At 39.0% G+C, this 14,844-nt stretch carries 15 protein-coding genes; 12 read left to right on the top strand and 3 right to left on the bottom strand.

Annotation, left to right across the window (positions count from 1 at the left end; genetic code table 11):
- Nucleotides 1-58: 58 nt before the first annotated feature.
- From ACIQXP_RS14125 to ACIQXP_RS14150, 6 genes are all read left to right on the top strand, one after another.
- Nucleotides 59-817, top strand: coding sequence for a LytR/AlgR family response regulator transcription factor (locus ACIQXP_RS14125; protein ID WP_387505760.1), 759 nt, complete (start codon nt 59-61; stop codon nt 815-817).
- 124 nt (nt 818-941) lie between these two features.
- Nucleotides 942-1,295, top strand: a complete 354-nt coding sequence (locus ACIQXP_RS14130) for a response regulator (RefSeq protein WP_244278888.1) — start codon at nt 942-944, stop codon at nt 1,293-1,295.
- Nucleotides 1,296-1,307: 12 nt separating this feature from the next.
- Nucleotides 1,308-1,937 carry a hypothetical protein gene (locus ACIQXP_RS14135; RefSeq protein ID WP_293742321.1) on the top strand — a complete coding sequence of 210 codons (630 nt, stop codon included), beginning with the start codon at nt 1,308-1,310 and terminating at the stop codon, nt 1,935-1,937.
- A 126-nt stretch (nt 1,938-2,063) separates the two neighbouring features.
- Nucleotides 2,064-3,437: an exonuclease domain-containing protein gene (locus tag ACIQXP_RS14140; RefSeq protein WP_387505761.1), complete on the top strand. Its 1,374-nt coding sequence runs from the start codon at nt 2,064-2,066 to the stop codon at nt 3,435-3,437.
- A gap of 67 nt (nt 3,438-3,504) precedes the next feature.
- Entirely contained in the window at nt 3,505-3,885 is a 381-nt protein-coding gene (locus tag ACIQXP_RS14145; RefSeq protein ID WP_387505762.1) for a hypothetical protein, read from the top strand.
- A gap of 153 nt (nt 3,886-4,038) precedes the next feature.
- Nucleotides 4,039-4,455, top strand: a complete 417-nt coding sequence (locus ACIQXP_RS14150) for a VOC family protein (protein ID WP_293742324.1) — start codon at nt 4,039-4,041, stop codon at nt 4,453-4,455.
- A gap of 57 nt (nt 4,456-4,512) precedes the next feature.
- On the opposite strand, the gene bioA is transcribed toward ACIQXP_RS14150, so the two are convergent.
- From bioA to ACIQXP_RS14165, 3 genes are read right to left on the bottom strand one after another with little or no spacing between them, the layout of a single operon-like run.
- On the bottom strand, nt 4,513-5,814 hold the full coding sequence (gene bioA / locus ACIQXP_RS14155) for an adenosylmethionine--8-amino-7-oxononanoate transaminase (RefSeq protein ID WP_387505763.1): 1,302 nt from the start codon (nt 5,812-5,814) through the stop codon (nt 4,513-4,515).
- Nucleotides 5,815-5,820: 6 nt separating this feature from the next.
- Nucleotides 5,821-6,267, bottom strand: a complete 447-nt coding sequence (locus ACIQXP_RS14160) for an NUDIX domain-containing protein (RefSeq protein ID WP_387505764.1) — start codon at nt 6,265-6,267, stop codon at nt 5,821-5,823.
- Nucleotides 6,254-7,240 (bottom strand): cation diffusion facilitator family transporter, encoded by a 987-nt coding sequence (locus ACIQXP_RS14165; protein WP_387505765.1) that lies wholly within the window; start codon nt 7,238-7,240, stop codon nt 6,254-6,256. Before ACIQXP_RS14165 ends, ACIQXP_RS14160 begins: the two co-directional genes overlap by 14 nt.
- A gap of 113 nt (nt 7,241-7,353) precedes the next feature.
- On the opposite strand from ACIQXP_RS14165, the gene ACIQXP_RS14170 reads away from it, so the two are divergent.
- From ACIQXP_RS14170 to rnr, 6 genes are all read left to right on the top strand, one after another.
- The gene (locus ACIQXP_RS14170; protein WP_387505766.1) at nt 7,354-8,550 is read left to right on the top strand and encodes a pyridoxal phosphate-dependent aminotransferase; all 1,197 of its coding nucleotides are present in this window, start codon (nt 7,354-7,356) and stop codon (nt 8,548-8,550) included.
- Nucleotides 8,551-8,836: 286 nt separating this feature from the next.
- Nucleotides 8,837-9,550, top strand: coding sequence for a 3'-5' exonuclease (locus ACIQXP_RS14175; protein WP_387505767.1), 714 nt, complete (start codon nt 8,837-8,839; stop codon nt 9,548-9,550).
- Nucleotides 9,550-9,810, top strand: coding sequence for an Imm32 family immunity protein (locus ACIQXP_RS14180; protein ID WP_387505768.1), 261 nt, complete (start codon nt 9,550-9,552; stop codon nt 9,808-9,810). The genes ACIQXP_RS14175 and ACIQXP_RS14180 overlap by 1 nt, the downstream gene beginning before the upstream one ends.
- On the top strand, nt 9,810-11,516 hold the full coding sequence (locus ACIQXP_RS14185; RefSeq protein ID WP_387505769.1) for an ABC transporter ATP-binding protein: 1,707 nt from the start codon (nt 9,810-9,812) through the stop codon (nt 11,514-11,516). The genes ACIQXP_RS14180 and ACIQXP_RS14185 overlap by 1 nt, the downstream gene beginning before the upstream one ends.
- A 3-nt stretch (nt 11,517-11,519) precedes the next feature.
- The gene (locus ACIQXP_RS14190; protein WP_293742332.1) at nt 11,520-12,554 is read left to right on the top strand and encodes a sialidase family protein; all 1,035 of its coding nucleotides are present in this window, start codon (nt 11,520-11,522) and stop codon (nt 12,552-12,554) included.
- A 139-nt stretch (nt 12,555-12,693) separates the two neighbouring features.
- Nucleotides 12,694-14,826 carry a ribonuclease R gene (gene rnr / locus ACIQXP_RS14195; RefSeq protein WP_387505770.1) on the top strand — a complete coding sequence of 711 codons (2,133 nt, stop codon included), beginning with the start codon at nt 12,694-12,696 and terminating at the stop codon, nt 14,824-14,826.
- The last annotated feature ends 18 nt before the right edge of the window (nt 14,827-14,844 follow it).

The raw sequence follows: 14,844 nt of genomic DNA on the forward strand, positions 1-14,844 counted from the left end.
TGTTTTTCTTTTGTTTTATTTAATGAAATTGTAATTTGCACCAACTAACCTATAAAAAATGTCGATAAGTTGCATTGCGATTGATGATGACCCTCATTCCTTGGAGAGCTTGGTGACATATATGGAAAAACTTCCTGACTTAAAGCTCATCAAAACCTTTACCGAACCGCTTCAAGCCCTTTCAGAAATAACAACGTCCAACCCGGTCGACATTATTTTTATGGACGTTGAAATGCCTTCGCTTTCCGGAATCGAACTGGCCGGCTTATTAAGGCAAAAAACAAATTATCTGGTTTTTACCACAGCACATACCAGGTATGCACTCGATGCCTTTAAGGTACAGGCAGATGCTTATTTGCTTAAGCCCTACTCTATTATACATCTGGCCAAAACGATAAACAACCTTTATCCCACCGGGACAAGAACCAGACATCCTTTTTCTATTTTAGATGAACATTTTTTCTATATACCGCTAAAGGGAGAAAATGGCGACCTGGTAAGGATAGATTTGAATGAGCTGATTGCTATTGAAGAAATAGGCGAAGACATTCAATTTAAAACCACAAAAAATGCTTTCCTGAGTTCGAAATATAACTTCACGAAAACGCTTAAGATGCTAAAGGAGAATCCTGCATTTATTCAGATCACTCCAACGGTGGTGATTGCAAAGCAATACATTAAAAGTGTTCTTGATGACAAAATATTCCTTTCGGGTGAGACATCTTTCACTGTTTCACAAACTTATGTAGAACTTTTTTCGAAATTTATCGAACAGAATTCTTTACAGAAAGGTGCTCATCCAAACACCCTGATGTAGCATTCAACCGTCTGCTATCAACACCTGCAACACATTTTGATGCAGGATTGAAACATTACGTCCAAAACTTTGTATTAGGATAAACTATTTTACTATTTAATTGATTTTATCTGTTTTGAAAAGAGTGTTGGTTGTGGATGATGATCCAGATGTATTAGAAGTTTTCCAGGAGGTATTAGAGACCGAACATTATAAGGTTTACCCATTACTTTCTCCAAGGTATATTTTTAAAACCATTAAAGATTTCAGGCCCGATCTGATTATTCTGGACATCATGTTGAATGGAATGGATGGCCGAGCTGTGTTTAAGGAATTAAGGTTAAACCCTGAAACAGCTGGCATACCTATTATTATGGCATCGGCCAGGTATGATGAAAATTATATTGCATCACAAAAATACCATCCCGATGATTATTTGGAAAAACCCTTCAACATCACAGATTTACTTCGAAAAGTAGGTGCATTAATGGAAAATTAAAAAAATTAAACTATGAGCTTAAAACTACTTCCAACCCTTCTACTACTATTGATCATGGCTTCACCCAGGATCATGGCACAAAGCAGGCCGGATAAACTGTATTCCATGAGCGGAATCGGATTTGCATTCCCTGTGGGCGAGACCTCAGATTATTTTAAACCAAAATTCTCAACTTCGTTAGGCCTGAATTTAGGTTTGGGTAATCAGGGTTTGTTCCTTTATCCAAAAGTAAGCTTACATGCTTTCACTTTTAATCAGATTACCCCAGATGAGGGTTACAATTATACCTTACAGAAAGGAAGAGCAACTACCTATCTGTTAAACGTAGCCTTGGGTTACCGTAAAATCGTTAACAAATGGGCATTTTATGGTTTTGCCGGTGCAGGTGGTGGGTTTATCCTGACTCCTCAGGCAACAGTTAATTCATCAAGCTTACAGGTTATACAAAATAATAAATCTAATGGTTTAGGGATTGCTGAAGGTGGTGCAGGTATAGAGTACAATATTGGAGGTGCCAACTTGTTTGTTGAAGCCGGCTACATGTATGGTTTTAGTAAAATACAGAACAGGACTTTTAATACTGTACCCATCTCTGTGGGTATTAAACCTAATTTAAGCAAATTGCTTAATAAATTTAAATAAAAAATTATATACAACTACGGAAGCGGTTACGTTAAACAGGTAACCGCTTTTTTTGTGCTAAAGAAATAATCAAAATATTTTTTATACTAATTATTTTAGCATAAGTTTGTAATTCAAATTATTTTAATGTTATACGCAGTAGTAGATATTGAAACCACTGGTGGTCATGCCTCGGCAAATGGCATTACCGAAGTTGCCATTAACATTCATGATGGTAACGAAATCGTTGAATCTTATACTACGCTGATTAATCCCAGGCAGCCAATACCTGCGCACATTACGGCACTTACCGGAATTGATGATGACATGTTGATGGACGCCCCAACATTTGACGAAGTTGCACTACAGATTTATCAACTCTTAAGTAATAAGGTTTTTGTGGCGCACAATGTAAATTTCGACTATTCCTTTTTAAAGCATCATCTGGCAGCTTCAGGATATGATTTACAATGCAAAAAGCTGTGTACCGTAAGATTAAGCAGAAAATTAATTCCGGGGAAATCGTCTTATAGCCTTGGAAAGCTTTGTACAGCCTTACAGATCCCCATTCAAAACCGGCATCGTGCTGCAGGAGATGCAGATGCAACCAGTATCCTGTTCAATTTATTACTGGAGTACGACCAGGAGGGCGTCATCGCAGAAATGCTGAAAAAAACATCGAAAGAGCAGGTTTTACCTCCTCATTTAGATAAAGCGTCTATCCTGAAACTGCCCAACCAGCCTGGCGTTTATTATTTCAAGGATAATAAAGGCAAAATTATTTATGTTGGAAAAGCAAAAAATCTTAAGAAACGTGTAACCAGTCACTTTACCGGTAATACCCCCAATCGGCAGCGTCAGGAATTCCTGCGTAACATCCATCATGTAGATTATGTAACGTGTGGAACCGAACTGATGGCCCTGATTTTAGAAGCAAATGAAATCAGACGTCTCTGGCCTGAAAACAACCGGGCAATGAAACGTTATGAACATAAGTATGACTTATACGTTTTCGAAGACCAAAACGGCTATCTGCGCTTAGCAATTGATAAACACAAAAAGAACAATAATGCCCTGCAAAGTTTTAACAGTTTACTGGAAGGTTATAACTTTTTAAATCATTTGATTGATAAATACCAGCTTTGTGCCAAGCTCTGCTATCTGCAGAAAACAGCAACCAAATGTTACGCGCATGAGAATGGACAATGTTTTGGTGCATGCAGTGGAATAGAAACGGTGAGTGTTTACAACAAAAAACTAAATGCGGCCTTAATGGATGTTCAAAAACAGCAACCGAGCTTTGCATTGGTAGATGACGGAAGAAAGGAAGATGAATTCAGTTGTTTGGTAGTAGAAAACGGGAAATTTTATGGCATGGGTTACTTTACGGATCAAAATTATTTATCAGATGGATTAGCGCCAATTAAAAATGATTTAGCTACCTATCAATCCAACAGTTACATTTTAAACTTAATTCTAAATTACGCAGAGCAAAACCCGCAGAAATTGTATAAATTGTAAAAACATAATTCCAGTGCTACTTAAGGTTATTTCAATTTTACTATTATCACTAATCTCATCGTGGTGTTTGGGTCAGAGTAACGATAGCCCAAATATTGATTTGAATCAGCAAAATATCGGAAAAAGTCTCTTTAAAAAATTTAAAGGAGGCGATTTAAAGTCGACTTATCTTGGAAAAATATCAGATAAAGGTGGTAAGGTTAGATTTTATGTTGTTACAGAATTTAGGAGATTAAGGGCTGCTATTGTATACCACGGAAAGAGCAAGCTGATATTTTATAATTCAAGTAAAAAAGTTAACGCTCAATATCACTTTGATATGCCTGAAGAGCTTCCATTTAGATTAGAGTCGAACACGCTCTATTTTCATGATAGTAACGAAAAATTATCATTATTAACATTACAAATAGGCGAGCAGTTGCCGAAGCGCATTTTCAATAGCTATTAAATTTCGTCGTAAATCATTACTTATAATTTAATTACTATTGATGAATAAAACAGGGAAACACTAATTGTCTCAAACAACCCTCTAAATTTTCGCTTTTAGCAAGCTAGTCCTATCTATTGCTTACCTATATTTACCACAACAAAATAAAACGTTATGACAAAATCACTATGGATCAACCTTCCGGTAAAGGATATCAATAAATCTAAGGCATTTTTTAAAGCTTTAGGCTTCAACCTTAACCTGCAATATGGCGCCCGGGAGGATTCGGCCTGCCTTTTAGTAGGAGAAAGCAACTTTGCAATCATGCTTTTCGAGGAAAATCTGTATGAGAGTTTTATAGGTATGAACATTGCCGATAGACGTAATGGAGGCGAAGTGCTATTTTCTTTCGATGCAGAAAGTCCGGAAGAGGTAGATAGCCTTGCTCAAAAAGTGGTGGATGCCGGTGGCACACTGTATGGAGAACCTGGTTACAAAGATGGCTGGATGTACGGTTGTGGTTTTGTTGATCTGGATGGTCAAAGATGGAATATTCTTTACATGGACATGAGCAAAATGCCTTTGGGTTAGTTTTCTTTTCGTAGAAAACTGATAAGTGGTAGTAGCATCTCACTCGACTCAGGATATTTACACTTCTTCTAAGGCAGTTTTTATATTTGCATAGATATAATCAAGATCTTCATCACTAATGATATAAGGGGCAAGAATATAAATAATATTCCCTAATGGCCTCAATATAATTCCTCTTTCTAAAAAGTACGTATACAACAGGTTACGAAGATTACTTAAATAAGAAGTTTCATTTCCAGTTTCCCATTCAATGGCAATAATGGTTCCCGTTTGCCTCACCGCTTTAACTTTAGGATGCGCCTTTATATCTTGTAAGAACAGGGCATGTTTGGCTTCTACCCTTTTAATGTTAGCCATTGTTTCATCTTGCAGCAGAATATCTAAACTTGCTAACGAAGCAACGCAAGCAATCGGGTTTGCAGTAAAGGAGTGTCCGTGGTAAAGCGTTTTTAATTTATCATCACTTAAAAAAGCTTCATATATTTCATTGGTACAGGTTGTGATTCCCAATGGCATAGTTCCACCTGTTAAACCTTTACTTAAACAAACAATATCGGGCTTATTGCTTAGTTTATCGCAGGCAAAGTAGCTTCCAGTCCGGCCGAAACCAGTCATTACCTCGTCAGCAATGATCAAAATACCTGCTTGCTTACAGGCAGCGATTAGTCCATCAAGATATTTTGCTTCATACATCAGCATACCGCCAGAACCTAAAATTAAGGGTTCAAAAATGAAACATGCTGTATCGGTAAGATCTGAAATGTAAGAAGTTAGATATGAGATATTATCTTCACTAGGCAGATCGATGAAATCTACATCAAACAACAAACTATTAAAAGCATCTGTAAAAATACTGCGCCCGCTAACAGACATGGCGCCAAAAGTATCTCCGTGATAGGCATTTTTAAAAGCCAGAATCCGGGTTTTAGGCTTCCCCTTATTGTCCCAATATTGCAAACACATTTTCAAAGCTACCTCAACCGCTGTTGAACCGTTATCAGTATAAAAAACTTTTTCTTGTTTACCTGGTAATATGGGCAATAGCCTTTCAGCGAGCAATACGGCCGGTTCGTGCGTAAAGCCTGCAAAAATTACATGCTCAAGTACCGAAAGCTGTTCGGCTACCTTTTTTGCAATATGAGGGTGTGCGTGGCCATGGATATTCACCCACCATGATGAAACCGCATCAATATACCTTTTGCCGTTTTCATCAAAAACATAAACGCCCTCTCCACGCACAATCGGAATATGCGGTAAGGCGTTTTTCATCTGGGTATAAGGATGCCAGATAACCTTTTTATCGCGCTCAGTTAAATTAAGTTCGGAGTTTGGCGTTTGGGTTTTGGAGATATCGGACATCAGAATTTATGATTTATATTGATTTTTTAGAAGCTGAGCTACAGTTTTATCTGTTTTAAAGGTGATGTCATCGAGATTTAAATCATCAATTTTTACCCATCTGAAAGCCTGAAGGATCTCCCCCTCTCCATCAAAATCGTAAATGGTTTGTTTAAATGCTAACTGCAGTGGTGCTTTTTCCCTAACCAGATAGTATACACTGATCACCTGGCTATCATTAAACGATGATTTTTCGTAAAAATCTGTCGTGTAAAAATGTGATAATACCTCTATTTCAGCCTGGCACTCTTCCATAAATTCGCGCTTTAATCCATCAATCAAACCTTCACCCAATTCTAAACCGCCACCTGGGAATTTACTGAAACGGATTCCATATTCCTCCTCGTCACTTACTAAAACCTCGTTATGATGGTTAATCAAGAGCCCGTAAACACGGACATTAAAGTAGCTCATTATCGAAATGTTTTTTGTTTTTGATTACGATTTCAGGTGTCCAAACAATTTCTTTTTTGAAAGCCTCTACCCTCACCTGGCATTCGCTCATGTGGCAGTAATGGCAACATTCAGGCAAACAAGGGTCGGCATGGATAAACAGTTCAGCTTTACGTACACCGTTAGAATTAATTAATTCATCGATCTGAGAAATTTCACGGTGAACCTGGTTTAAATCGAAATAATAAGGCAATGTTACGTGGCAATCGATATGGAATTCAGGTCCATACTGCTGTGTGCGCAGGTTGTGCACATCAATCCATGGATTATGCCTGTTTTTTTGCAGCACTTCCACTACTTCTTCAACCAGTTTAAAATCACTTTCATCCATTAAGCCTCCTACCGAACCGCGGGTAAGCGTATAACCCGAATAAATGATATAAAAGCCGACCAAAACAGAAAGGAAGCTATCCAGCCAAATTATATTTGTCAGCTGAATTAAAATCAAGCCCAGTACAATCCCTACACTGGTATAAGTATCAGTTAATAAATGTCGCCCATCAGCCTGCAAAGTAATTGAATGCTGATCTTTACCTACATTGATCAGGTATAGACCTACAATCATATTAATTACCCCGGTAATTCCAATTATCAACATTCCGGTTAACAGTTCCCCCACTACATGAGGATAAATAAGGTTGTACGATGATTTAAAAATAATCACTACTCCCGCAATCAGAATAAGGATTCCTTCAACAAAAGCAGAAAAAAATTCTACTTTTCCATGTCCGTAAGGATGGTTTTCGTCGCGCGGCCGCGTACTTAGGTAAATGCTATAAAAGGCGAAACTACCGGCAATTACATTTACAATACTCTCTGCAGCATCGGTTAAAATCGCATTTGAACCTGTAATAAAATACGCAACAAACTTGGCCAACATTAGCACCACGCTCACAACAAGGGAGATTATTATTGCTTTCTTTTTTACCGACACACGAATATTTTTTTCAAAAATACGCTTATCGGATAAATTAAATGAGAAAAACTGCGTCTTTTTTAGTGCAGAATAATATTTGGTTTATATATTTGCGGTCAAAGTAATTAACCATGAGCACCTTATCTAAAAGAATCAACAGTCTATCAGAATCTGCAACCCTTAAAATGACCAAACTTGGTCGCGAACTTGCTTCAAAGGGCATTAATATAATCAGTTTAAGTGTTGGTGAACCCGATTTTAACACGCCAGATCACGTAAAAAATGCTGCTAAACAAGCATTGGACGAAAATTATACCCGTTATTCGCCAGTACCAGGTTATCCGGAACTACGCCAGGCCATTGTTAACAAGCTGAAAACAGAAAACAACCTGGATTATGATATTTCGCAGATCGTTGTTTCAACAGGTGCAAAACAATCTTTATCAAATGTTATTCTCACCTTGATCGATCCGGACGATGAAGTCATTATCCCAACGCCTTACTGGGTTTCTTATTCGGAAATGGTTACCCTGGCAGAAGGAAAATCTGTTTTCATAGATACAGATATAGAGAGTGATTTTAAAATTACGCCTGCACAACTGGAAGCGGCTATTACACCGAAATCGAAATTATTTATGTTTTCTTCGCCATGTAATCCAACAGGATCGGTTTACAGCAAAGAAGAATTAGCGGCATTGGTAGCTGTTTTCGAAAAACATCCCAACATTTACATCCTTTCTGATGAGATTTACGAGCATATCAACTTTATAGATAAACACGAGTCTATTGCGCAGTTCGATAGCATCAAAGACCGCGTAATTATTGTTAATGGTTTCTCTAAAGCTTTTGCCATGACGGGCTGGAGGTTAGGTTATATTGCAGCAAATAAGGAGATTGCTGCTGCGAATGATAAATTACAGGGACAAACCACTTCGGGTACATGTTCCATTGCGCAAAGGGCCGGAATTGTAGCTTACGAGCAAGGCTTAGCGAGTGTTCTGGAAATGAAAGAGGCATTTTTGCGCCGCAGAGAATTGGTTTACAACCTGTTAAATGATATTCCGGGTGTAAAAACTAATCTTCCCGATGGGGCTTTTTACTTTTTTCCTGAAATCAGTTCTTTTTTTGGTAAAAAAGATGCTGACGGAAATGTCATCAAAGATTCTTCAGACTTAGCTTTATATTTATTAAACGTTGGTCACGTGGCAACTGTAGGTGGCGATTCTTTTGGCAACAATAATTACATCCGTTTATCTTATGCCGCTTCAGATGAAAGTTTGGTTGAAGCTTTAAGGAGAATTAAGGAAGCTTTAGGTAAATTAGCCTAATTCACCATAGATTTGGTTAAAAACATAAAGGCCGTACGATAAAACTTATTGTACGGCCTTTATTTATAAACGTATTATACGATTTTTGGCCGTTAAGTGAGTTTGAGATTATTCGAATAATGTGCCATCACCTTTCTAGCAGCCCACAATTTTTTATCGTAGCATCATAATATCTGTCAAAAATTGTTTGATTTTGCTATTAAACCTATTGAAATCTGATAAAATATTTTCCACCTGCTTTAATTATAAACAGAAAACTGTAAATTGTTAACTGAAAACTGTTTATATGTTAAAAACGCTAGATCTGAGCCAGGTAATGGTGCTTGATATTGAAACCGTTCCGCAATATGCTTCTTTTCAGGAGGTACCACCCCATCTTCAAGAACTTTGGGAACAAAAAACGCATTATCAACGCAATGGCGAGCAAAGTGCTGAAGACTTTTACGACCGTGCAGGTATTATGGCTGAATTTGGTAAAATTATCTGCGTCAGTCTGGGCATTTTCTACCTTGAGGAAAACAAGCACAAACTGCGCATCAAATCCTTTTCGGGACATGATGAACATCTAATACTTTCTGAATTTGCAGCGCTGCTTTATAAGCAGACACCTAACCTGATGTTCTGCGCCCATAACGGAAAGGAGTTTGATTTTCCGTACCTGTGCCGCAGGCTTTTAATCAACCAGATAGAAATTCCTGCACAGCTGGAATTATCGGGTAGAAAACCATGGGAAGTTAATCATGTTGACACCATGGAACTCTGGAAATTTGGCGACTACAAACATTTCACCTCGCTTAACCTGCTTGCTGCCATTCTCGATATCCCAACGCCAAAAGATGACATTAACGGCAGTCAGGTAAAACAGGTATATTATGAAGAAAAAAACCTGCCCCGGATTGTGACCTATTGCCAGAAAGATGTAATTACTACCGCACAAGTACTGTTAAAATTTAAAGGGATGGATATAATTCCGGAAGAAAATATTACCATTGTAACCTGATGGCAGAATTAAAAATAAACATTCCCGAATACGCTCAAGAAAAGGGTGCTGTTTCGATCTGGGAAGATGGATTTATAATTAAAAGCGAAGTTCTGAATGATCAGATTATGATCTCAGGAAGCCATGCTGGCTTAATTTCTTTGGCAAAACAGCTGCTTTTTCTGGCACATGCCGAAACTCCCGCCAGTTGCCATTATCATTTAGATGAACACAATAGTTTAAAGTCAGGTTCAAAAGAAATTGTAATCAGTAAGATTTAATGCTAAACGTTAAAAATTTAAATATCAATTTCTACAACCAGGAAGATAAAAGCTGGTTCAATGCCGTTAAAACTGTAAGTTTTAATGTTAAAAAAGGTACTGTTTTGGGTATAGTAGGCGAATCGGGCTCCGGCAAATCGGTTACGTCATTTTCCATTATGCGTTTACATGATGAAGGACTGGCAAAAATCACGGGTGATATCGAATTTGAAGACATCAGCCTGCTTAACTTAAATGCTAACGAGATCAGGCAAATCAGGGGGAATCAGATTTCGATGATTTTTCAGGAACCCATGACCTCCCTTAATCCTGTTTTTACTTGCGGCGATCAGGTGGCCGAAGCCATTATCCTGCACCAAAAGGTAGATAAGGCCGAAGCAAAAAAACAGACCATTGCCCTGTTTAACGAAGTGCAGCTTCCGCGGCCGGAAAAAATATTTCACAGTTATCCGCACCAGATCTCAGGCGGACAGAAGCAGCGGGTGATGATTGCTATGGCCTTGAGCTGCAACCCGAAACTACTCATTGCCGACGAGCCAACTACTGCCTTGGATGTAACCGTTCAGAAAACGATTTTACAATTGCTTCTTAAGCTCAAAACGGAGCGCAACATGGCCATGATCTTTATTTCGCACGATCTAGGTGTAGTAAATGAAATTGCCGACCAAGTGGCCGTGATGTATAAAGGCGAAATTGTAGAACAGGGACCAGCAAAATCGGTGTTCGAAAATCCGCAACACCCTTATACCAAAGGTTTATTGGCCTGCAGGCCCTCGCCGAATTTACAATTAAAAAAATTACCGGTCGTAGCTGATTTTTTAAATAGCGAAACCAGAGATATACCTGCGTACCTGCTGGCTTCAAACCAGTTAACAGAAACAGAAATTGCAACAAGAAGGCAAACCTTGTACCGACGAAAACCATTGCTGCAAATTAAAGATCTCTGCACCTGGTATCCTGTCAGCAATGGATTATTCGGTAAAGTTAGCGATTATGTTAAAGCGGTAGACGGAATTTATTTTGATGTCTTTCCCGGAGAAACCTTGGGCCTTGTAGGCGAATCGGGTTGCGGGAAAACTACGCTGGGGCGCACTATCCTCAGGTTAATCCAGCCAACTTCGGGTTCCGTTATATTTAACGGAGAAGACATAACACACCTGGGCAAAAATGAATTGCGAAAACTCAGAAAGGATATCCAAATTATTTTTCAGGATCCCTACTCTTCGTTAAACCCTAAATTAAGCGTCGGACAATCCATAATGGAACCCTTGCAGGTACACCGGCTTTATCAAAATGATACCGAACGCAAACAAAAAGTAATAGAACTTTTAGAGAAAGTTGGTTTAAAGGCCGGGCATTTTAACCGCTACCCACACGAGTTTAGCGGAGGCCAGCGGCAACGCGTGGTTATTGCCCGGGCTTTGGCATTACAGCCTAAATTTATCATTTGCGATGAATCTGTATCAGCGCTTGATGTATCTGTTCAGGCGCAGGTACTCAACCTCATCAGGTCCTTACAGGAAGAGTTTGGCCTCACTTACATTTTCATTTCGCATGACCTGGCGGTAATCAAGCATATTTCTGACCGGATTTTAGTGATGAATAAAGGTAAAATTGAAGAAGAAGGCTTCCCTGAAGAACTGTTTAATGCCCCTAAGGCCGAATATACCCGGAAACTTATCGCCGCTATTCCCGGCCAACCATAAATTATGCAAAGAATTTTTTCTGTTAATGTTATACTGCTGCTCTACATAGCAACCTACGCGCAAAAAATAGAAATAATACAATCAGGCCCTATTTTTAAGCAGGTGCCTTTCGAAGCCTGCCATGCTTCAACACTGGTTGATCTGGGAAACGGAAAAATTATGGCTGCATGGTTTGGAGGCAAACATGAAGGAAGCGAAGACGTGGTTATTTGGTCGGCAGTAAAAGACGGCACCGAATGGAGCCAGCCTATTGAAATTGCCAATGGGATACAAAATGACACCAGCCGTTTAGCCTGCTGGAATCCGGTTCTTTTTAAAGCAAAAAACGGCATCTTATTTTTACATTACAAAGTAGGCTTAAATCCCCGTACCTGGCGGGCCGAATATAAAACGTCTGCCAACAATGGTAAAAGCTGGTCTGAAGCTAAAAAATTACCTGAAAATTTCCTGGGACCTATCAAAAACAAACCCATCCAACTGGCAAACGGAACCATCCTCTATCCATCAAGCACCGAAAGTCAGGATGAAAAAAAATGGCATATCCATATCGAAAAATCGGATGCAAATGGCAAAAACTGGCAAAAGATTCAGATCAACTGCGATACCTTTGGCGTTATCCAGCCCTCCATTCTTACATACCCCAATGGAAAACTACAATTACTTTGCAGGAGTCGCCAAAATGTGATTGTAGAAAGCTGGTCTGCAGATCATGGAGAAACCTGGTCAAAATTAAAACCTACCCAACTGCCTAATCCCAATTCGGGCAGCGATGCGGTAACTTTGAAAGACGGCCATCAATTGCTGGTTTATAATCCATTAACCGCAGGTAAAAACTGGTGGGAAGGCCGCTCAGTATTAAAGCTGGCCATATCAAACGATGGTAAAAACTGGAAAGATATGTACACCCTCGAAAACCATTTGAAAGGCGAATATAGCTACCCAGCCATTATTCAGGATCAAAACGGAAACGTACATATCAGTTATACAGCTGAGCGTAAAAACGTTACCTATGTTGAACTTAAATTAACAAAATCATAGTTGGAATCTTCATCTCACATCTCAGATCTCCAATCTCACATCTCACACCTCACATCTCACCCCCCTTACCTACATTTTACACGTCAAATCCTGCCACTTCCCTATCTTTTCTGTATCTTCGATAAATTCAGTTTAGCGTATGGCAAAGAAAAAATCGGCAAATATAAAATTGGTTCTGAATCAATTGGTTAGTGATATTTTTGAAAAAAACAATAATCAGTTGCTCAATTATAAACAGGTTTCGGCCAAATTGAACCTAAATGATCAGGAATCAAGAGAAACGATTTTAGAGATATTAAAAGAAGGAAAAAATGACGGCATTTTCCTGGAACCACAAAAAGGTAAATTTAAACTTAAAGAACTTCAGAACTTTATTATTGGCACCGTAGATATGACGGCTGATGGTTCAGCTTATATCGTTCCTGAAGACGAGTTTGAAAAAGATATTTTTGTCGCTCCCCGCAAGCTTAAAAATGCGCTGCATGGCGATACCGTAAAAGCTTATGTTTTTGCCAAAAAGCGTGGCCGGAAAAATGATGGCGAGGTTGTCGAAATCATTAAAAGAGCAAAATCAGACTTTACAGGCGTGATTAAAATATCAGATCACTTTGCATTCGTCATTGCCGATGATAAAAAAATGATGCATGATATTTTTGTGCCACTGGCTGATACGCATGGCGCAAAAAGCGGCCAACGAGTATTGGTAACATTATCCGACTGGCCAGAAAGCGCTAAAAATCCGGTAGGTATTGTAAAACATGTGCTGGGCAACCAAGGTGAAAACAACACCGAAATGAACGCCATCCTGGCTCAATATGGGTTTCCGCTCGAGTTTCCTGCACAGGTAGAAAAAGAAGCCAATGCCATTCCGGAAGAAATTTCTGCTGCTGAGATTGCTAAACGCAAAGATTTTAGAAAGGTGTTAACTTTCACTATCGACCCGGCTGACGCAAAGGATTTTGACGATGCCATTTCTTACCAGAAATTAGCAAATGGAAACCATGAAATCGGGATCCACATTGCCGATGTTTCACATTATGTTCTCCAGGGAACTGAACTTGATAAAGAAGCTTACAGCCGCGCGACTTCGGTTTACCTGGTCGATCGTGTAATCCCAATGCTGCCTGAGCGTTTAAGTAACGGCGTATGCTCGCTTCGTCCGCACGAAGATAAATTGTGCTTTGCTGCAGTTTTTGAACTCGATGAGCAGGCAAACATCCAAAACGAATGGTATGGCCGCACCGTAATCCACTCCGATCGCAGATTTACCTACGAGGAAGCACAGGAAGTAATTGAAAATAAAACCGGCGATTACGCAACCGAAATACAAAAACTGAACGAGCTGGCTTACATCCTGCGCGACCGCAAGTTTAAAAATGGTGCCATCAGCTTTGAAAGCACCGAAGTTAAATTTAAACTCGATGAAGCGGGTAAACCTATAGGCGTTTACGTTAAAGAACGCAAAGATGCCCACAAATTGATCGAAGATTACATGCTTTTGGCCAACCGCAAAGTAGCTGAATTTATTGCCAAAAAAAGTAAGGGTAAGCAAAAATTAACTTTTGTTTACCGGGTACACGATTCGCCAAATATGGAAACCCTTGAAACTTTTGCCAACTTTGCTTCCCGTTTTGGTTACAGAATCAACACCAAATCTGATAAGGAAATTGCCAAATCACTCAACCATTTAATGGCCGATGTTGAAGGCAAAAAAGAGCAGAATATTTTAACCTCACTGGCCATCCGTTCTATGGCCAAAGCCATTTATACCACAAAAAAAACAAGTCATTATGGTTTGGCTTTTGATTATTATACACATTTTACCTCGCCAATCCGCCGTTATCCTGATGTAATGGCCCACCGTTTACTGCAAACCTATTTAGATGGGGGCAAATCGGCCGATATGGAATTTTATGAAGTTGCTTCTGTACATTCTTCGGCAATGGAAAAACGGGCGGCTGAAGCTGAAAGAGCATCAATTAAGTATAAACAAGCCGAATTTTTAGAAAACAATATCGGTACCGAATACAAAGGTGTTATTTCTGGCGTTACCGAATGGGGCATGTATGTAGAAATTGAAGAGAATAAATGCGAAGGTATGATCCGTTTACGCGATATATCTGATGATTTCTATGTGCTAGACGAAAAAAACTATTGTATTGTTGGCCAAAGAAAAAAGAAAAAATATCAACTGGGTGATGAAGTAATGATCCGTGTAAAAAAAGTTGACCTTTCTAAACGTCAGATCGATTTCACCCTAATTCCTGATTAAAAAATTAAGACATTTGTG

The organism is Pedobacter suwonensis, from assembly GCF_044762335.1.
Taxonomy (GTDB): Bacteria; Bacteroidota; Bacteroidia; order Sphingobacteriales; family Sphingobacteriaceae; genus Pedobacter.